Here is a 19,209-nt window from a genome sequence, read left to right on the forward strand (position 1 = left end):
ACAGGCATCGCTTCCGCGCGCTACGAACCGCCCACCGGTGCCCGGCCCAGTTCCGGTCGCAACGCCGGCTGGTCCTGCGGCCCCCGGCTCGCGATGACGACACGTGACGGCGATCCGGCCCCGGGCTTCGGCTCGCCCCCCGCCGTACCGGCGACGACCGGACCGGCGAAGGCCGGGGTCTCCGCCTGGGCACGGCTGAGCAGGATCACGCCCCGTACCGCCGCCGCCGTCCCGAGCAGCGCCAGGAACAGACTGGTCGTCCCGCCCTGGAGGCGTTCGCCGAGCAGGGCCAGGCCGATGGCCGCCGCGGCCACCGGATTGGCGAGCGTGACGACCGCCAGCGGTGCGCCCAGGCCGCCTCGGTAGGCGGTCTGGGAGAGCAGCAGCCCGCTCATCGCGAACGCGGAGACCAGCAGCGCGACGACGACCAGACGCCAGCTGAACAGCGGACCGGTGTGGTCGGTGACGGTGACGGTCAGGGTCTGGGTGAGCGCGGACGCGACCCCGGACGTGATGCCGGACGCGGCGGCGTGCCGCAGGCCGGGGCGTGCTCCGGGCCTGCTGAGTCCGGCGACGACGGCCATCGTCCCCGCCCCGACGGCCAGGGCCTCGGGCAGGCTGAGCGTTTCGTGCGGGGCGGCGCCGCCCGCGGTCATCAGCAGGGCACCGAGACCGAGCAGGGTGAGGATCGTGCCGCGCCATTCGATCCTGGTGACCCGGCGTCCGGCGGCCCTGGCACCCAGCGGGACGGCGGCGACCAGGGTGAGGGCGCCGAGCGGCTGGACGAGGGTGAGCGGTCCGTACTTGAGCGCCGCGACATGCAGCAGCGCGCCACCGGCGTTCAGCGCTACCGCCGACCACCAGGCTCCTCGCCCGAGCAGCCGCAGCACCCCGGCGTCCGGTTCGGTCCGCCCGGCGAGCCGGGCCTGCGCCACCGCGGCCGAGGCGTAGGCGGCGGCGGAGACCAGGGACAGCGCGACGGCCATCACGGTGGCGTTCAACGCCGGGCCCCGGTCGAGGCGTACGGGGACGCGGAGTACGTCTGCGATCCGGCGTACGCGGCCGGAACGGTGGGTTCGGCGGCGTGCGGCACGGCGGACGGCGCGGGTCCGCCCGCCGTGGCCGGCCAGGGGAGAGGTGCCCGCACCGGATCCGTGCGCGGCAGCCGCAGTGCCGCGAAGGCCACCGCGAGCAGTGCGGAGACCACGATCGAGTCGAGCCAGTAGTGGTTGGCCGTGCCGACTATCACCAGCAGGGTGACGAGCGGATGCAGCAGCCACAGCCAGCGCCACCGCGTCCGGGTCGCGACGATCAGCCCGACGGCGACCATCACCGACCAGCCGAAGTGCAGCGAGGGCATCGCGGCGAACTGGTTCGCCATCGAGTCGGTCGCCGGCGTCGCCCCGTACACCGTCGGTCCGTACACCTGGCCGGTGTCGACCAGCCCGGCGGCGGCCAGCAGCCGCGGCGGGGCGAGCGGGAAGAGCAGATGGAGGGCGAGCGCGGCGCCGGTGAGCGCAGCGAGGATGCGGCGCGACCAGACGTAGTGGCGCGGGCGGCGCCAGTAGAGCCACCCGAGGAAGAGCAGCGTGGCCGGGAAGTGCACGGTCGCGTAGTAGGTGTTCGCGAGGTGGATCAGCGTCTCGTCATGCAGCAGCAGGCTCTGCACGGCGCCCTCGCCGGGCAGGTGCACGGAGCGCTCGAAGTCCCAGACGTGTCCGGCGTTGCGATACGCCTCGTCGACATGACCGTTCGCGGCCTGCCGGCCGAGCTTGTAGATCGCGAAGAGTCCCACGACCAGAAGCAGCTCGCGGACGAGGGGCGGTCGGGCAGAACTGTCCGGCTCCCGGTCTGCTGGCTCGCTACCGGCGTACATCACCCGGTGCCCCTTTGCTGACGAAGCGGTGTTACGGCGGCATGGTCCGGTCCATGCCGTATCGATACGCCAGTGTACCGATACGCGAACGTATCGGTACACGCGCGTATCGGTACACTGGCGTATCGAAGGACCTCGTCGCAGCTTCGCCGAGAGGGAAGACACATGTCGCCGCAGGACGTCGCACAGGAACCGGCACACACGCCGCGCCGCTCGAAGATCACGCCGGAGCGGGCGCAGGAGTTCTACGCGGCCGTGCTCGACATGCTGAGGGAGTCCGGTTACGAGGCACTCACCATGGAGGGGGTCGCCTCGCGGACCCGCTGCGGCAAGTCCACGCTCTACCGGCAGTGGGGCTCCAAGCCCGAACTGGTCGTGGCCGCACTGCACGGCACCCGGCAGGCACTGCTTCCGCACATCGACACCGGCACGCTCGCGGGGGACCTTCGCGAGGCGGCGCGGGCGATCGGCGAGGGCTCGGGACGCGACACTCCACTGATGCACGCGCTCAGCCATGCCGCGCTGCAGAGCCCCGAGCTGCTGTGCGCACTGCGCGAGGCGCTGATCCTGCCCGGACTGGCGTCGATCGACGCCATGGTCCGGCGCGGTGCGGAGCGCGGCGAGATCCCGGCGGACAACCCGGCGGCGGAGTTCGTCTCCGCACAGCTCCTGGGCGTGGTGCGCGCCCGGCCGCTGCTGGAGGGAAAGAACGCGGACGAGGCGTACCTCACCCGCTTCGTGGAGAACGCGATTCTTCCCTCACTCGGACTGGGCGCGTCCGCGCCCTAGGGCCTGTCCGGCGGATCAGGGCCGGACAGGGCGCGGCGGCTGGTGCGGTGCATCGCAAGACGCCGGAGCGTCCTAATAGCGGAGCTATTCGGACGTTTCGGCAACGCTGCGAGGTGCCGTGTCAGCCGCCGCGACCCCGGCCATGATCCGCCGGACAGGCCCTAGTCCCGACAGACGTGGGCCGTTGTCCGAGCGGATGACGACGACCCGCCGGCGCCGCACCGTGGGGACGGGGGCGGCGCACCATCCGGGCGGCCGGTGACCCCTCGGGGAGTCACCGGCCGCCCGCGGTTGCACCTCCTCGCGCCGCATCCCGCCCGGCAGCAGCGGCGACTATCCCACCAAACAAACAGTTGGTAGATTTACTGACCGATCGGCACGGACTTCGACTGCACGCGCGTTCCGGAAAACGGCGGGGGCGGACCATGGACATCGGCAATCCCATCGACTTCACGGGGCGGGCCGTGATCGTCACCGGCGGCACGAAGGGCATCGGCGCCGTGATCGCCGAGGCGTTCCTCGCCGCCGGCGCGGAGGTACTGGTCTGCGGTCGCGGCGAACCGCCGGAGCTGCCCGGGAGCGGCACCCGCCGGGCACACTTCCGGCGGACCGACGTACGCGACCCGGCCGAGGCGGCTGCCCTGGTCGACGTGGCGGTGGAACGCTTCGGACGGCTGGACGTGCTCGTCAACAACGCGGGAGGCTCCCCCGACGCCGACGCGGCCACCGTGTCACCGCGTTTCGTCGAGCGGATCGTCGCCCTCAACCTGCTGGCCCCGTTCTATGTGTCACAGGCCGCCAACCGGGTCATGCAGGGGCAGGGCGACGGGGGTTCGGTCGTCAACATCGGCAGCGTCTCCGCGCACACCCCGCAGCCGGGCACGGCCGCGTACACGGCGGCGAAGGCCGGACTGCTGGCGCTGACCCGGGCACTGGCCCTGGAATGGGCGCCGAAGGTACGCGTCAACCACATCACGACCGGACTCGTCCGCACACAGAGCGCGGCATCGGTCTACGGCGAGGACGGTGGCGCCGCGGTGGCCGGGGTCGTCCCGATGCGACGGATGGCGGCGCCGGACGACGTGGCGCGCGCCTGCCTGTACCTGGCGGGCGGCCTGGCCTCCTACGTCAACGGCGCCGATCTGGCGGTGCACGGCGGGGGCGAGGTGCCGGCCAGATTCCTCGCGGCGAAGGGCGACCGGCCGGAGACGGTCCGACCGCAGGAGCCGCGCTGACCGAAGCGGGCAGCCGACCTTTCTCGTCCTCTTGACGATAATCAGCAATCCCCGTTATCGTCCCCACGACGAGAACAAAGGGGGGCCGACATGGCCGACATCACCAGGCGCTTCGGCTGGCGCCATCTGCGCTCCGCGCCCACCGCGCACATCCGCCACCACAAACGCGGCCGGCTCGCCCACGACGGGCCGGGGCTGAGCTTCTGGTACCGCTCGCTCACTGCCGCGCTCTCGGAAGTCCCGGTGAACGACCGGGAGTTGGCGATGGCGTTCCACGCCCGTACGTCCGACTTCCAGGACGTCACCGTGCAGGCCACCGTGACGTACCGGATCAGCGACCCGGCCGAGGCCGCCGCCCGGCTGGACTTCTCGGTCGACCCGGACACCGGGGTCTGGCGCGGCGCGCCGCTGGAGCAGATCGCCACCCTGCTCACCGAGACCGCCCAGCAGCACACCCTGGACGTACTGGCCAGGACGGCGCTGGCCGTGGCACTGGTCGACGGTGTCGCCTCGGTGCGCGACCGGGTCGCCGCGGGGCTCGCCGCCGAACCGCGGCTGCCCGCCACCGGAATCGACGTGGTCGCGGTACGGGTGGTGGCGATCCGCCCCGAGGCCGAGGTGGAGCGCGCCCTGCGCACCCCCGCCCGCGAGCAGATCCAGCAGGAGGCCGACCGGGCCACCTACGAACGCCGCGCCGTGGCCGTGGAACGGGAACGGGCCATCGCCGAGAACGAGCTCGCCAGCCAGATCGAACTGGCACGCAGGGAAGAGCAGTTGGTCGAGCAGCGCGGCACCAACACCCGCCGCGAGGCGGAGGAGCACGCGGCGGCCGACGGGGTGCGCGCCGAGGCAGAGGCCGCCCGCACGGTGCGGCTGGCCCGCGCCGAGGCCGAAGCCGCCCGTGAGGTCGGCGCCGCGCGGGCCGAGTCCCAGGCGGCCTGGCTACGGGTGCACGGCGAGGTGGACACCGCGACCCTGCACGCCCTGGCGGCGACCAGTCTCGCCGAGAACCTGCCGCACATCGACAGCCTCACCCTCTCCCCCGACGTGCTCACCGGCCTGCTCAGCAAGCTCGGCAACGCCGGCCCGGAGACCCGGGCATGAGCCTCGCCCCGCGCGCGGTACTGGTCCACCGCACCACCGAGTACGAGGAGTTGCTGGCCCGGCACGGCACGCACGGGCAGGCCGCCTTCTTCCTCTCCAGCCGCGGCCGGTCCATCGACGAGGTGGCGCGGCGGCACCGGCGGACCCAGCAGGCGCTCGCCGATGTGGCGGCGGCCGTGCCGCTCCAGTGGCGTCAGTCGCGGGTGGAGCGTGCGGACCTCGACCGTTTCCTGTTCGGGCCGGAGGACGTGGTGGTCGTCGTCGGTCAGGACGGGCTGGTCGCCAACGCCGCCAAGTACCTCTCCGGCCAGCCCGTCGTGGGCATCGACACCGAACCCGGACGCAATCCGGGCGTGCTCGTCCGCCACCGGCCCCGCGACGCGGCCGCCCTGCTCCGGGCGGCCGGGTCCCCCGGCGGCGCGGCGGACGAACTCACCATGGTCGAGGCGGTGGCCGACGACACCCAGCGTCTCCTCGCCCTCAACGAGATCTACCTCGGCCCGCCCGGCCATCAGACCGCCCGCTACCGGCTCGGCCCGGACGCCCCCGACGCCGCCGCCGAGTTGCAGGCCTCCTCCGGCGTCCTCGTCGGCACCGGCACCGGCGCCACGGGCTGGCTCCGCTCACTGTGGCAGGAGCGCCGCAGCAAGCTGCACCTCCCGGCGCCCACCGACCCCCGACTCCTCTGGTTCGTCCGCGAGGCCTGGCCGTCCCCCGCGACCGGCACCTCGCTGGTCGCGGGCGAACTGGGGCGCGGGCAGGGGCTGAGGCTCACCGTCGAGTCGGACCGGGTGGTGGTCTTCGGCGACGGGATGGAGACGGACGCACTGGAGCTGACATGGGGTCAGACGGTACGGCTCGGCATCTCGGGGACATCGCTGCGGCTGGCCGTCTGAGGCGATGCCCCGGGCGGTGCGGCCCGCGCGAGAGGCGGCGCCGCGGTTGTCCGTAGGCTGCCCCCGTACGACCGGAGTGCCGGGCCCCGCGTCCATGGCACTCCGCCACCTGCGAGGAGCACAGGGAGCACCATGAAGACCACGCCCGCGGACACCTCTTCCCGCAACACCCGTCCACCGCAGGCGCAGGCGGCGCTCGGCGTGGGGGTGATCGTGCAGGACGAACGGGGGCGGGTACTCCTCGGCAGGCACCACGGCGGGACCTGGGAGCTGCCGGGCGGCAAGGTCGACCCGACCCACGAGTCCATCGCCGAGGCGGCCGCCCGTGAGCTCCGGGAGGAGACGGGTCTGGAGGTCGACGCGGAGGACGTACGCGTATTCGCCATGCTCCACGACGTGGTCGGGGGGATCAACCGCGTGTCGATGGGCGCCGTGGTGACCGTGCGGTCGGGAAGCCCGCAGGTGACCGAACCCCATCTCATCAGCACCTGGCAGTGGACCGCACTCGAAGCCCTGCCGGAACCGTTGTTCGGTCCCTCCGCCCAAGTGCTGGCGGCCTGGCGCCCCGATCTCCCGATCGAACATCCGCCCGCGCACCGGCTGACCGTCACGGACGCCGTGGGCGGCGCATAACCTTGCCTCATTAATCATTTGCCTAGTGATCGTAGGCAGAGTTAGCGTCCCTCGCATGAAGGCCGTGAGTGAGCAGGACATCCGCGCATCGTTCATCAACTGCTCCAAGGGGGAGGCCAAACGTCTGCCGCTGCCCCGCGACCTCGACGAGCAGCCCTGGGACGATCTGGACTTTCTGGGGTGGCGGGATCTCTCCGCCCCCGGACGCAGCTACATCGTCACCGAACGCGACGGCGAACTCATCGGCGTGACGCTCCGCTTCCCCTCCCAGCAACGCGGCTTCCTCCACCGGAGCATGTGCTCCCTGTGTCTCACCACACACCCGGGGAGCGGCGTCTCGCTGATGACCGCCCGGAAGACCGGCGCCGCGGGGCGCGAGGGCAATTCGGTCGGCCTGTACATCTGCACCGATCTCGCCTGCTCGCTGTATGTCCGGGGCAGGAAGACCCCGGCGCCCGGCAGTCGTTTCAAGGAGACCCTGACAATGGAGGAGCAGGTGGAGCGGACCAGGGCCAACCTCGACGCGTTCCTGGGCAAGCTCTTCGGCTGAGCCGGCGGGCGGCGCGGCGCACGCCTTCAGACCGGGGCGTCGGCGGTGAAGGTGACGGGCAGTCGCTCGGGGCCGCGCAGCCCTCCCGGTCGCCACCGCAGTTCTTCGGTCGGCACGGCCAGGGCGAGGCGGGGCAGGCGGCGCAGTACGGTGCCGATGGCGATCTGCCCCTCCAGCCGGGCCAGCGGCGCCCCGAGGCAGTAGTGGATGCCGTGGCCGAACGCGAGGTGGGCGTTGTCCTGCCGTGAGATGTCCAGGCGGTCGGGTTCGGGGAAGTGGTCCGGGTCGCGGTCGGCGATGGCCGATGCGACGAGCACGGTCGCGCCGCGCGGGATGTCCACGCCCGCGATGGTGACGTCCTCGCGCGCGAACCGGGCGATGCCGGGGTTGACCGGTCCGTCGTAGCGCAGGAATTCCTCGATCGCGCCCGGCAGCAGCGCCGGGTCGTCCCGCAGCATCCGAAGCTGGTCGGGGTGGGCGAGCAGCGCCGCGATCCCGCTGCCTATCAGGTTGACCGTGGTGATGTATCCCGCCGCCAACAGCAGGAAGGCCATGGCGATCAGCTCGTCCTCGTCCAGGCTCCGCTTCTCGTCCCGGGCGGTCACCAGCGCGCTGAGCAGGTCGTCTCCGGGGCGGGCCCGCTTCGCCCCGATGAGCCCGGTCAGATACCCGCGCAGGTGCCGCCATGCCTCTTCGGTCCTGGCCGGGTCCGGTGGCTCGGCCCCCTGCAGGACCATGTCGTCGGTCCACCGCTGGAAATCGTGCCGGTCGGTCACGGGCACGCCGAGCAGTTCGCCGATCACGGTGACCGGGAGCGGCAGCGCGTAGCTCCCGACGAGGTCGGCACGGCCGCGCGGCCCGATCTCGTCGAGCAGTCGGTCGGCGATCTCCTGGACGCGGGGCCGCAGCCGGGCCACGCGGTGCGCGGTGAACGCCCTGGACACCAGGCGGCGCAGCCGGGTGTGGTCGGGGGGATCGGTACGGAGCATGTTGCGCAGTACGGACTCGCGGTCCGTGGCGGGCAGCCGCTCGATGAGCCGGGGGTCCGACGCATCGCGGACGTCGCTGCTCAGCCGCGGGTCGGACAGGGCCTCGAGGCCGTCCTCGTACCGTGTGACCAGCCATGCCTCCAGGCCACCGGCGATGATGGCGCGCCGTACCGGGCCGTCCTCGCGCAGTTGTCGGTAGACCGGGAAGGGGTCGGCGACGAAGGCCGGATCGGCGTAGGGAAGAAGGACTGGCTGCCGGCTCATCATGCCTCCCGAAGGGCACCGCACCTCTGCGCACGGATTGTCCGCTCTGAACCATGTGGGCGCTCTTCATCCCAGCGTAGTGGGCGCGAGGCGCCCCGGGCCGCGGGTGCGGTGCCGCGCCGGTCAGGACACCGGTTCGCCGTTCCGGTGGCACCAGGTCTCCAGCAGTACCCGCCGTCCTTTCGCCTCCCGCTGGACGGGCTCGTCCGCGGTGGGCCGGAATCCGGCCGATCGCGCCACGGCGGCACTCGGGGCGTTGCCGGCTTCGATCCGGAGCAGCACCCGCCTCGCGCCGAGGCGGTGAACGGCGTATTCAGTGGTGACCGCGACCGCTTCGGAGGCCAGTCCGCGACGCCGGTACCGGGGCCCGACGCCGTAGGCGAGCTCGACGTCCCATTCATCCAGCTCGTCCTGGAAGAGCAGCACCTGCGACCCCTTGACCCCCAGGAGTGAGGGTCACCTGGATTATCCGCACATATGGGAATTCATCTAGGTGCATGTCATGCAAGGAAGTCTCTGCCGTTCGCTATGACGCACGCCGTGTGGTCCCCAACTGGTCCCCAGACAGGGGCACCAAACTCCACGAGGGCCGATGACGGGGGACGGCAGGGATCGGTGCCTGCGGCGGTCACCCGTAGGTTCCGCCGTCGGCAGCGTGTTGGCGTCGATGTGCTGGGCGTAGTCGAGGCGGTGCCCGCGTTGCCGAGGAGGTGGCTGATCAAGATCTGGTGCAGACGCAATTGGCTGGGGCCGAAGAAAGCGCTGACGCCCGGTGCCTTAGCCTCGATTCACCGACGTGGTTTCGAAATGATCTGCGAGGGTTTTTGGGGCGGGGCCTCGGACTGTCAGCTGAGTGCGGACAGGGTGTATCCGCTGGTCTGCCCAGCTTTTCCACGATTCGGCTTGGGTCGGGCCCTGGCGGGCGGGGTGGGGAGTGGCGTCAGGGTGTCTCGGGCGGCGCGTGGACGGTGGCAAACAGTTGTGCCCACGCGTCTTGCCAGGGCCATCGCTGCGGTAGGTGCAGGGTGAGGCGCCGGGCGGAGCGGGCGATCCGGGCGGGAACGTGGACCAGGTGAGCACGCAGGGTGGCGGTGGTGGCCTTGGCGTGGAAGGCGCCGGGCAGAGCGCCTGCGGCGCGCAGCAGGTTGTAGGCCATCGCCCACAGGGTCAGCCAGGCGGCGTTGGCGTGGAAGTGTGCCGAGGGCAGGTGGGCCAGGGCGGAGGCTTTGCTGTCGGCGATGACCTGCTCGACGACGGCGTGGTGGCGGTGTTCCCGCTCGGCCTGGAGGGTTGGGGCGGGGTTGTCGGTGAAGAACGGGTGGTAGCGCCAGATGGGGAACAGCTCGCCCTGCTCGCCGGTGGTGGGCGGTTTGGCCAGGTCGCGTACCCGGCGCACGATCAGCCGGGCCGTTACCTGCTCGCTCTTCTTGCGCCCGGTGAACGCGGTGTATGCGGGGATCTCGGCGACTTCGGCGTCGGAGATGAGTTCTCCGGTCTCTGGGTCGGGGACTGCGGTGGGGTAGGTGATCTGCTGCCACGTGGTGTCGGGGATGCTGTGGATGGCCCGCTTGATGGAGGGGTTCATGCCCGTGGTGATCGAGAAGTGGGCGCCGTTGCGGCGGCAGGCGGCGATGACCCCGGCGTTGTAGAACTGGGAGTCCGCGCGCAGGACGCGTAGGCCGGTGCAGCCGGCCTCGGCCGCGGTGGCCAGGGCCTCGGCGGCGAATTTCGGGGCGCCGCGGGAGTCGGCTGCCTTGCCGCGGCGCATCCGCACGGTGGCGATCACCGGCCGCGAGGTAGGGGTGCAGATCGTGGAGAGCAGGGGGTGCAGGGTGCGGATGCCCTTGAACCGGCCGTACTCGGCGCCCTGCTTGGTGCGGCCGTAGACCCGTTTGTGGGTGGAGTCGACGTCGATGAACGCCTTCTCGCCCGAGCCGGGCAGCAGCGGGGTGTGCGCGGCCAGTTCGCCGAGGAACCTGCGGTGCACCGCGTGCAGTTGGAGGGCTTGACCGTGGGTGAACGCGCGGAGGAACGTGCCCAGTGTGGACGGGGCACGGACCTCTCGGAACACGGTCGGCATCGCACCGTGGCGCAGCATGTCCAGGTCATCGATGCTGTCGGCTCCTGCGGCCATGCCTGCCACGATGCCGGTGACCTTGGCGTCGGCTGCTGCACCCGCACCGTTTGCCGCCCCGGTCAGCATCACCTTCTCCGACACCAGGCGCGAAAGCCCGCACCGTTCGGCCAGCCGCATCACCGGGACCAGCCCGGCATCCGCGATGAGATTCTGATCGTCGAACGCGGCCGACACCGCCGACGCGGCATGGGAAGATTGCATCTCGCGGGTGCTCTCTTGCTCTGTGGATATGGAACCGTAGGAAGTCCCATCGTCCCAGCTCAGAGGGCATCCGCGCCTTCATGTCCAAGCCCTGGACCGGCTGTTCATCGGTGGATCAAGGCTAAGGGCTCCTCGTTCCACCCGTCCGCTCCGCATTCGCAGGGGTGCTCCGGACGCACCCTGCCCGGCCTGCACCTGCTTCGTGTACGCGGAGGTACTCCGATTCCGGGGGGACAGATCGAGGGGCGGACCCTGTCGCCCGCTCCGCGTACGCGGAGATATTCCGTGGGCCAGCTCGACCGCGCTCGCGCGGCCACCGGTTCGCTCCGCGTACGCGGAGGTGCTCCGTCCATAAGGTTGTCGAAGACCATCACCTCCGTGTTCGCTCCGCGTACGCGGAGGTGCTCCGTCCATAAGGTTGTCGAAGACCATCACCTCCGTGTTCGCTCCGCGTACGTGGAGATGCTCCGACACCGACGGCCCAGCTCGCCGTGAACGGGGGGTCCGCTCCGCGTACGCGGAGGTGTTCCGAAGGTGGGGCCGCTTCCCCTCGGTGTCTGCTATGTCCGCTCCGCGTACGCGGAGATGCTCCGACCGGGATCGTGGACTCGACCAACCTGGTTGTGCCCGCTCCGCGTATGTGGAGATGTTCCGTACCGGACAAAAGTTCAGCACACAGATCCTGGGTCCGCTCCGCTTGCGCGGAGATGCTCCGCCGATCAGGATGCCGCGCTTCCTCACGTCGGTTTTCGTGCGCACGGGCAGGCGCCGCTCGATCGGTGCGCGAGTGGCTTCCGGTTCGATGCGACTGCCGTATGGCGCGACCGAACCCCCACTCCTCCGGAGGTGCCCGATATGCAGGTGAGCGTCGACAAGGACCGGTGCTGCGGCGCCGGCCAGTGCGTCATGGCAGCTCCCGACGTCTTCGACCAGAGCGAGGACGACGGCCTGGTCCTGCTGCGGCCGGGCGCCGCCGGACAGGCCTCCCGCGCCGACCTTGAGCTGGCCGCCGGCCTGTGCCCGGCCGGCGCCATCACCGTGCACGAGGACCCGCGCACCGGGTCCGGGGACACCGACGGCTCCGTCGGTGCCTGACCGCCTCGCCCAGCCCCGTTCGTCTCACCTTCGTCCGTGCAAGGAGCCCGTCGTATGACTCCCGCCCCCAGTGCCGTCGCCGACCAGGAACTGACTCTGCCCGTCCCTCGGGGCGCCTGTCCCTTCGCCCCGCCGCCCGCCTATCCCGAGGCCCATCGTGCCGCCCCGCTCACCAAGGTGAGTCTGTGGGACGGCGAGCCCTGCTGGTTGGTGACAGGCCATCAGCAGATGCGTACGATCCTGCAGGACAAGCGGTTCAGCGCCGACGCGCGGGTCCCGGGTTTCCCCTTCCTCTCCCCCGGCCGCCGCCAGCTGCTCACCAAGGCCCAGCCCAGCTTCCTGCGGCTGGACGACCCCGAGCACGCACGGCTGCGCCGGATGCTCACCAGCGACTTCATCGTCAAGCGTGCCGAGGCCCAGCGCCCGCAACTGCAGAAGATCGTCGACGAGGCCCTGGACCGCCTGATCGCCAAGGGTTCGCCCGCGGACCTGGTCCGGGACTTCGCGCTGCCGGTGCCCTCCCGCGTGATCTGCCTGCTGCTCGGCGTCCCGTACGCCGACCACGAGTTCTTCGAGGGCCAGACCAGCATGCTGGTGGACCTGAGCACCCCGCCGGAGCAGATCAAGGCGGCCATGGGCACGCTGAACGGGTATCTGACCGAACTGGCCGAGCGCAAGCGGCGCGAGCCGGACGACAGCCTGCTGAGCCGGCTGGTCGCGCGCGGTGAGCTGAACGAGGCCGAGTGCGCGGCCATGGGCCTGGTGCTGCTGGTGGCGGGCCACGAGACCACCGCCAACATGATCTCTTTCGGCACGCTGGCGCTGCTGCGCAACCCGGCCCAGCTCGCGAGGCTGCGGGCCGAGCCGGAGCTGATCAAGGAAGCAGTCGAGGAGCTGCTGCGCTATCTGTCCGTCGTGCACTTCGGGCTGCCGCGCGCGGCACTGGAGGATGTCGAGATCGACGGCACGCAGATCCGGGCGGGCGAGGGCGTGCTGTGCATGCCGTCCGCGGCCAATCGGGACGAGCTGGTGTTCTCCGGCAGCGACGACCTCGACATCACCCGTGACGCCCGCCGTCACCTCGCCTTCGGTTTTGGTGTGCACCAGTGCGTCGGTCAGCCGCTGGCCCGCGCCGAGCTGCAGATCGCGCTGGGCACGCTGCTGCGCCGGCTGCCGGACCTGCGCCTGGCGGTGCCGTACGAGGAGCTGGAGTACCGCACGGACAAGGCGGTCTACGGTGTGCGCTCGCTGCCCGTGACCTGGTGAGTCTCGGCGGCGGCACCGGGTGGTACGGCGTGGGGCCGGCGGAGACACTCCGCCGGCCCCACGCCGTACCACCGCTTTCCCGTCGGGCGCGCCCCGGTCGGACGATGCCGCGCGGACGGAGTACGCCCCTCGGGCCCAGCTTCCGGGAGGGGGCTGGGCTCGAGGGGCGTACGGGTGGCGCGGCTCAGTAGGGGCCGATGAAGCCCGCTGTGACGTCCGCCAATTTGCGCACCTGGGACGGGCCGCCGTCGACCAACTCCAGGCAGGCCGCCGCGATCCGGTCCGCGGTGGGGTGGAACGCGTCCTCCAGCGGGTGCGACACCGGTGCCGGGCAGTCCGGCGGGGTGACCCGGCGCACCGGCCGACGCAGCGCGTCGAACGCGTTCTCGGCGACGACGGCCGCGACCTCGGCGGCCAGGCCGTACCGGGCCCAGCTGGTATCCGCGACCACCAGTCGGCCCGTGCGCGCGACCGAGGCGCAGATCAGCTCCTCGTCCAGCGGGCGGATGCTGCGTACGTCGACGACCTCCACGCTGATGCCCTGTTCGGCCAGCAGGTCGGCGGCGCGCTCTGTCTCGTGCACCATCAGCGAGGCGGCGACCACGGTCACGTCCGTGCCGCTCCGGGCGATGCGGCCGCGTCCGAAGGGGACGGCCACCGCTTCCTCGGGCACCTCGCCCGCCATGCGGTACAGGCCGCGGTTCTCCAGCAGCAGGGTCGGTGTCTGTGCACGCAGGGCCTGGACGAGCAGGCCCTTGGCGTCGGCGGGGGAGGCAGGCATCGCGACGTGCAGTCCGGGGAAGTGCCCGAAGACGGACTGCAGGCTCTGGGAGTGGGTGGCGCCCTGGCCCCAGCCGCGGCCGACGACGGCGCGGGTGACCACGGGGACGCCGCCCTGGTCGCCGTACATGTAGCGCCACTTGGCGGCGAGGTTCACCAGCGCGTCCATCGCGAGGAACAGGAAGTCCGCGCGGGAGTGCACCATCAGCGGGCGGCGGCCCATGGCGGCGGCCCCGACAGCGATGCCGGCGGTGGCGTTCTCGGAGTTGGGCACGTCGATGACCCGGGTGGGGCCGAACCGTTCGAACGCCGCGCGGGTCGTGCCGTGGATGCCCTTGTCGTCGTCGACGCCCTCGCCCGCGACGAAGACAGCCGGGTCCTCGGCCATGCACTGTACGGTGGCCTCGCTGATGGCCTGCCAGTAGGTCAGCTTGCGCATCGGTTCAGTTCCTCCCGGTGGGAGCGGCGAGCGGCTGCGGCTCATAGGCGCCGGAGAGCAGGTCGGCCACGTCGGGGAAGGCGCTGGCGCGCGCGAAGTCCACCGCTCGGGCGACCTCCTCGGCGCACTCGGCCCGCCAGGTGTCGATACGGGCGTCGATGTCGGGGTCCTCGGCGCGCAGCGCGGCGGCGGCAGCGCGGATCGGGCAGCGCTCCATCCAGGACGCCACCTCGGCGCGAGTGCGGTAGGCGCCGTCCTCGTCCCAGTGGGGGCCGACGTGCTCCCGCCAGCGGTAGGTGTCCAGCTCCAGCAGGTGCGGGCCGTGCCCGGCACGGGCGGCCTCGACGGCACCGCGGGCCGCCTCGTGGACGGCGAAGACGTCGTTGCCGTCGATCCGGCTCGCCGTCATGCCGTAGCCGAGGGCCCGCTGCCAGATGCTGGTGCCCGCGGGCTGCCGGGCGGTGAGCGGCGAGGCGATGGAGTACTGGTTGTTCTCGCACACGAAGACCACCGGCAGCCGGTGCAGCGCGGCAAAGTTCAGCGACTCGTGGAAGACGCCCTCCTCCGAGGCGCCGTCCCCGAAGAAGGTCAGTGCCACGCGCGGCGCGCCCTCCATCGCGAACGCCCAGGCCGCGCCGACCGCGACCGGGATCATCTCGCCGAGGATGGCCGCCGATCCGCCGAAGCCCGCGGCGTGGTCCACCAGGTGCACCGAGCCACCGCGCCCGCCCGCGCAGCCGGTCGCCTTGCCGTACAGCTCGGCGACCAGGGCCAGCAGGTCGCCGCCCTTGGCGAGGTAGGGCGCGTGCGAGCGGTGGGCGCTGTAGACCACGTCGGTGCGCCGGGTCGCCGCGCAGACCCCGACCGCGGTGGCCTCCTGGCCGATGGAGAAGTGCGTGGGGGTGCGCATCAGCTGTTCATCGCGGTACAGGTCCGCGAGCGTCTCCTCGGCACAGCGGATGCGCACCATGTCGCGTACCAGCCGCAGCCGGTCGAAGGTCGTCATTGCGCTCTGTCTTCCTTTCAGGGGGAGCACCAGCCGGGCCGGGCGCATCCCGCCCAAAGCCCGGCAGCGGGTGCGGGATCGGCGCCGCGCGGCCAGCGCGGCCGGGCGGCGGTCTGCTCGCCCACGGGCGGTGCGCCCTGGTGGGAGACCGCGAGCAGGGCGAGGGTGAGGACGGCGACTTCCTCGGGCGTCGAGTTGCCGCGCAGGACGCGCAGCGCCTGGGAGTCCTGGCTGGTCACTGGGGCTGGTTCCCGTGCTTGCGGCTGGGCACCGCGCTGTACTTGGCGCGCAGCATCTTCAGCGCGGCGATCAGCTTGCTACGGCTCTCGCCGGGGTGGATGACGTCGTCGACGAGTCCGTGCTCGGCCGCGTAGTAGGGGTGCATCAGCTTGCTCTGGTACTCCTCGATCAACCGGGCGCGGGTGCCCTCGGGGTCGTCGGAGGCGGCGATCTCGCGGCGGAAGATGACGTTGGCCGCGCCCTCGGCGCCCATGACGGCGATCTCGTTGGTAGGCCAGGCCAGCGTCAGGTCGGCGCCGATGGACTGGGAGTCCATGACGATGTACGCGCCGCCGTACGCCTTGCGCAGGACGACGGAGATGCGGGGCACGGTGGCGTTGCAGTACGCGTACAGCAGCTTGGCGCCGTGCCGGATGACGCCGCCGTGCTCCTGGTCGACGCCCGGCAGGAAGCCCGGCACGTCGACGAGGGTGACCAGCGGGATGTTGAACGCGTCGCAGAACTGCACGAAGCGTGCGGTCTTCTCCGAGGAGGAGATGTCGAGCACGCCCGCGAGGTCGCTCGGCTGGTTGGCGACGATGCCGACGACCTGGCCGCCCATCCGGGCCAGCGCGCAGATGATGTTGCCGGCCCAGCGTTCGTGCACCTCGAAGTACTCACCGTCGTCGGCGATCTCCTCGATGACCCGGCGCATGTCGTAGGAGCGGCCGCGTTCGGCGGGCACCAGGTCCACGAGGGAGTCGGTGCGCCGGTCCTCGGGGTCGTCCGCCGCGGTGCGGGGCGGCAGTTCGCGGTTGTTGGCGGGCAGCAGCGACAGCAGGTAGCGCACCTCCTGGAGGCACTCCTCCTCGGTGTCGTAGGCGAACTGGGCGACTCCGGAGACGCCGGTGTGGACATCGGCGCCGCCCAGCTCGTTCTGGGTGATCCGCTCGCCGGTGACGGCCTGGACCACGTCGGGTCCGGTGATGAACATCTGCGAGGTCTCCCGCACCATGAACACGAAGTCGGTGAGCGCCGGGGAGTAGGCGGCGCCGCCCGCGCACGGGCCCATGATGATGCTGATCTGCGGGATCACCCCGGAGTTGCGGACGTTGCGCTGGAAGATGCCGCCGTATCCGGCGAGCGCGGTGACGCCCTCCTGGATGCGGGCGCCGGCCCCGTCGCACAGGCCGACGATGGGCGCGCCGGCCGCCGTCGCCATGTCCATGATTTTGTGGATCTTGGTGGCGTGAGCCTCGCCGAGGGCCCCGCCGAAGATCCTGAAGTCATGGGCGTAGACGAAGACCTCACGACCGTCGACCTGGCCCCAGCCGGTGATCACCCCGTCGGAGTGCGGCCGCTTGGTCTCCAAGCCGAAGCCGGTCGCCCGGTGCCGGCGCAACCCTTCCACCTCGGTGAAAGTGCCCTTGTCGAAGAGCAGGTCGATGCGTTCCCGGGCGGTCAGCTTGCCCTTGGCGTGCTGGGCCTCGGTGGCCTTGGCGCCGGGACCGCGCACCACGTTCTCCTGGAGTTCCACCAGGTCCGCGACGCGGTCCGCGGTGGACCTGACCGGTTTGTCGCCAGTGGGGTAGGGCGGGGCGGCGGGGGCCGGGGCGGACCGGTCTGCGGTCACGTCCGGTGTCCGCTGCGCGACCGGGGTGTCCTCGACGATGATCATCTGCGTCCTTCCGCTGCGTATGGTGTGGGGTCGTCGACTGCGGCCTGCGCAGCGGTGCCGGGCCGCCGCCGCACCCCTGCCGAGCGGCGCACCGCGTCCAGGAGGTCGGCCTGCCGCAGGCAGGCGCGCGCGTCGGGGAGACCGGCCGGGGCGGCGCTCGGGGCGGCCGCGGGCCGATGGGTGTCCGGGGCGGCCGCGGAGCGGCAGGCGGTCTCGAAGGCTCGTACGGTCAGGGCGACCTGGTCGGCCGGCGGCAGCTCGATCCGCTCGGTGGCTCCGCGACGCTCCAGGTGGATCACCGGGCGGTGGCCGGGCGGCGGGGTGAAGGCGCGGTCCAGGGTGATCCGCCCGTCGCTGCCCCACAGTTCGTAGGCCGACCGGTAGGCGTGGTCCATGCCGAAGGTCAGCTGGGCGCTGACGCCGTGCTGGTCGCGCAGCAGGGCGGCGCCCGCGGTCTCCACCGCGCTGCCAGGACCCGTGTGCAGGCTCGCGGCGACAGTGTGCAGCCCGTCGCCAAGGAAGTGCACGGCAGCCCTGACCGGGTAGACGCCGATGTCGAGCAGCGCGCCGCCGCCGAGTTCGGGCACGTGCCGGATGTCGCCGGCGGGCAGACGGGGCACGGCGAACGCGGCGCTGAAGGAGCGCAGTTCGCCGATCGCCCCCTCGTCGATCAGGGCGCGCACGGCCTGGTGCTGGGGGTGATGGACGAACATGACGTTCTCCATCAACGCCAGCGAACGCTCCCGGGCCAGCGCCAGCAGCGCGCGTGTCCGCGCGGGCTCACAGGTCAGCGGCTTCTCGGCGAGGACGTGCTTGCCGGCCAGCAGCGCCGCTTCCACCCAGGTGGCGCGCAGCGCGGCGGGCAGCGGTATGTACACCGCGTCCACGTCGTCCCTGCCGAGCAGGTGCGCATAGCCGGTGACGGGACGGCAGCCGTACCGCCCCGCGACGTCGGCGGCCCGTGCCGCGTCGCGGCTGGCGACCGCGGTGATCTCGATGCCGTCGGCGGCCGCGAAGGCGGGCAGCATCCGCCGTCTGGCGATGTCTGCGCACCCCAGCACCCCTATGCGCAGAGGATGTCGGGAGGGAGCGCGTACGGGCTCAGCCATGGTCGCCCAGCTCCGCCGCCGCCAGGCAGGCCGCCAGGGTACGGGCCTGGACGTTGACGCAGTGCCCATGCTGGATGAACCGCGACAGCTGACCTGGCGTCACCCATCGGTAGCCGGTCGGTTCTTCCAGCGGCGCCTGTCTCTCGTCGGCGTCGATCAGCAGGTAGCGGCTTGTGGCGTCGAGGAAGCGCCCGCCCTCCTCGGAGTGCAGCGCCTCGTAGCGGATGCGGGATGGGTCGGCCCGCAGCGCCAGGTCCAGGAACGGGGGCCGGTCGTGGGCGGCCAGGCCCGCGTAGTTGTCCGGTGTGCACATCACGGTCGGCGACAGCTCGACGGTCTCCCGCAGCCCGCCCTCCCTCCTGGCGTGCGCGAGTAGGTGTGGCACACCGTCGATACGGCGGGTCAGCATGGCGGCGATGCCCTCCCCGCGCGGGCGGAACAGCGGCTGGGTCCAGTGGGCGACCTCGCGGCTGCCCGCTTCCACGGACGCGGCCACCACGTCGAAGTAGCGGCCGTGGACCTGGTGGATGGTGCGCGCGTCGCGCTCCCAGCCCGGCAGCCCGGCGAGCGGCACCCGGTCGGTGCGGACGTCGTGCCGGGAGCGTGGCCCAGCCGCTGATCGGGGCGACCAGCGCGAAGGCGAGCAGGTAGCCGGTGCTGATCCACTGCACCGTGGCCAGGGAGCTGCCGAAGTCGCTGCGGATGGCCTCGATGCCGACGTTGACGATGGTGGAGTCGAGCACGGCGAGGATCGTGCCGAGCACCAGGACGATGCCGAGTTTGAGCACTGCGGGGTCGAGACGGTCGCCCGGTTGTGCCGCCGCGGCCCGCACGGTCGTGGACATGACTGTGTTCCCTTGGGTAGATGGGAAGAAGGAGCTGCGACCCGCCGGGGGACAACGGGTCGCAGCGGCTCAGGGGGTGGGGCGGCCGAGCGGGGCCG

Annotated in this window: 19 protein-coding genes; 8 read left to right on the forward strand and 11 right to left on the reverse strand. The window is 71.8% G+C overall.

Annotated features, from left to right (window positions below; all coding sequences use genetic code 11):
- Positions 1-20 precede the first annotated feature (20 nt).
- A complete protein-coding gene (locus OG520_RS04990) occupies positions 21-1,001 on the reverse strand; it encodes a hypothetical protein (protein ID WP_406012322.1) in 981 nt (326 codons plus the stop codon).
- Positions 998-1,879: a phosphatase PAP2 family protein gene (locus OG520_RS04995; protein ID WP_406012323.1), complete on the reverse strand. Its 882-nt coding sequence runs from the start codon at positions 1,877-1,879 to the stop codon at positions 998-1,000. The genes OG520_RS04990 and OG520_RS04995 overlap by 4 nt, the downstream gene beginning before the upstream one ends.
- A gap of 162 nt (positions 1,880-2,041) precedes the next feature.
- Here OG520_RS04995 and OG520_RS05000 point away from each other — a divergent pair, with 162 nt between their 5' ends.
- From OG520_RS05000 to OG520_RS05025, 6 genes are all read left to right on the forward strand, one after another.
- Positions 2,042-2,665 carry a TetR/AcrR family transcriptional regulator gene (locus OG520_RS05000; protein ID WP_399333265.1) on the forward strand — a complete coding sequence of 208 codons (624 nt, stop codon included), beginning with the start codon at positions 2,042-2,044 and terminating at the stop codon, positions 2,663-2,665.
- Positions 2,666-3,090: 425 nt separating this feature from the next.
- The gene (locus OG520_RS05005; protein WP_406012324.1) at positions 3,091-3,900 is read left to right on the forward strand and encodes an SDR family oxidoreductase; all 810 of its coding nucleotides are present in this window, start codon (positions 3,091-3,093) and stop codon (positions 3,898-3,900) included.
- Positions 3,901-3,990: 90 nt separating this feature from the next.
- Positions 3,991-5,004, forward strand: a complete 1,014-nt coding sequence (locus OG520_RS05010; RefSeq protein WP_406012325.1) for an SPFH domain-containing protein — start codon at positions 3,991-3,993, stop codon at positions 5,002-5,004.
- Positions 5,001-5,900, forward strand: a complete 900-nt coding sequence (locus OG520_RS05015) for a hypothetical protein (protein WP_399333271.1) — start codon at positions 5,001-5,003, stop codon at positions 5,898-5,900. Before OG520_RS05010 ends, OG520_RS05015 begins: the two co-directional genes overlap by 4 nt.
- A 132-nt stretch (positions 5,901-6,032) precedes the next feature.
- Positions 6,033-6,533, forward strand: a complete 501-nt coding sequence (locus OG520_RS05020; protein ID WP_406012326.1) for an NUDIX hydrolase — start codon at positions 6,033-6,035, stop codon at positions 6,531-6,533.
- Positions 6,534-6,588: 55 nt separating this feature from the next.
- Positions 6,589-7,083, forward strand: coding sequence for an FBP domain-containing protein (locus OG520_RS05025; protein ID WP_406012327.1), 495 nt, complete (start codon positions 6,589-6,591; stop codon positions 7,081-7,083).
- 26 nt (positions 7,084-7,109) lie between these two features.
- Here the strand turns inward: OG520_RS05025 and OG520_RS05030 are convergent, their stop codons facing one another.
- The 3 genes from OG520_RS05030 to OG520_RS05040 form a co-directional block, all read right to left on the reverse strand.
- Positions 7,110-8,336 (reverse strand): cytochrome P450, encoded by a 1,227-nt coding sequence (locus tag OG520_RS05030; RefSeq protein WP_406012328.1) that lies wholly within the window; start codon positions 8,334-8,336, stop codon positions 7,110-7,112.
- 123 nt (positions 8,337-8,459) lie between these two features.
- On the reverse strand, positions 8,460-8,762 hold the full coding sequence (locus OG520_RS05035; protein ID WP_406012329.1) for a GNAT family N-acetyltransferase: 303 nt from the start codon (positions 8,760-8,762) through the stop codon (positions 8,460-8,462).
- A 514-nt stretch (positions 8,763-9,276) separates the two neighbouring features.
- On the reverse strand, positions 9,277-10,674 hold the full coding sequence (locus OG520_RS05040) for an IS1380 family transposase (RefSeq protein ID WP_406012330.1): 1,398 nt from the start codon (positions 10,672-10,674) through the stop codon (positions 9,277-9,279).
- Between the two features lie 855 nt (positions 10,675-11,529).
- On the opposite strand from OG520_RS05040, the gene OG520_RS05045 reads away from it, so the two are divergent.
- Both OG520_RS05045 and OG520_RS05050 read left to right on the forward strand, forming a co-directional pair.
- Positions 11,530-11,769, forward strand: a complete 240-nt coding sequence (locus OG520_RS05045) for a ferredoxin (protein WP_266921430.1) — start codon at positions 11,530-11,532, stop codon at positions 11,767-11,769.
- Between the two features lie 54 nt (positions 11,770-11,823).
- Positions 11,824-13,035: a cytochrome P450 gene (locus OG520_RS05050; protein ID WP_406012331.1), complete on the forward strand. Its 1,212-nt coding sequence runs from the start codon at positions 11,824-11,826 to the stop codon at positions 13,033-13,035.
- A 184-nt stretch (positions 13,036-13,219) separates the two neighbouring features.
- Here OG520_RS05050 and OG520_RS05055 read toward each other — a convergent pair whose 3' ends face one another.
- The 6 genes from OG520_RS05055 to OG520_RS05080 are packed head-to-tail and all read right to left on the reverse strand — an operon-like array spanning position 13,220 to position 19,176.
- Entirely contained in the window at positions 13,220-14,254 is a 1,035-nt protein-coding gene (locus OG520_RS05055) for an alpha-ketoacid dehydrogenase subunit beta (RefSeq protein ID WP_406012332.1), read from the reverse strand.
- Between the two features lie 4 nt (positions 14,255-14,258).
- On the reverse strand, positions 14,259-15,260 hold the full coding sequence (locus OG520_RS05060) for a thiamine pyrophosphate-dependent dehydrogenase E1 component subunit alpha (protein WP_266921426.1): 1,002 nt from the start codon (positions 15,258-15,260) through the stop codon (positions 14,259-14,261).
- 17 nt (positions 15,261-15,277) lie between these two features.
- A complete protein-coding gene (locus OG520_RS05065) occupies positions 15,278-15,499 on the reverse strand; it encodes an acyl-CoA carboxylase epsilon subunit (RefSeq protein WP_406012333.1) in 222 nt (73 codons plus the stop codon).
- On the reverse strand, positions 15,496-17,157 hold the full coding sequence (locus OG520_RS05070; protein ID WP_406012334.1) for an acyl-CoA carboxylase subunit beta: 1,662 nt from the start codon (positions 17,155-17,157) through the stop codon (positions 15,496-15,498). Before OG520_RS05070 ends, OG520_RS05065 begins: the two co-directional genes overlap by 4 nt.
- Complete coding sequence (locus OG520_RS05075) at positions 17,154-18,266, reverse strand: Gfo/Idh/MocA family protein (RefSeq protein ID WP_406012335.1); 1,113 nt, start codon at positions 18,264-18,266, stop codon at positions 17,154-17,156. Before OG520_RS05075 ends, OG520_RS05070 begins: the two co-directional genes overlap by 4 nt.
- Positions 18,259-19,176, reverse strand: a complete 918-nt coding sequence (locus OG520_RS05080) for an NDP-hexose 2,3-dehydratase family protein (RefSeq protein ID WP_406016421.1) — start codon at positions 19,174-19,176, stop codon at positions 18,259-18,261. The genes OG520_RS05075 and OG520_RS05080 overlap by 8 nt, the downstream gene beginning before the upstream one ends.
- Positions 19,177-19,209: the final 33 nt, after the last annotated feature.

The organism is Streptomyces sp. NBC_00984 (assembly GCF_045162475.1).
Classification (GTDB): Bacteria; Actinomycetota; Actinomycetes; order Streptomycetales; family Streptomycetaceae; genus Streptomyces.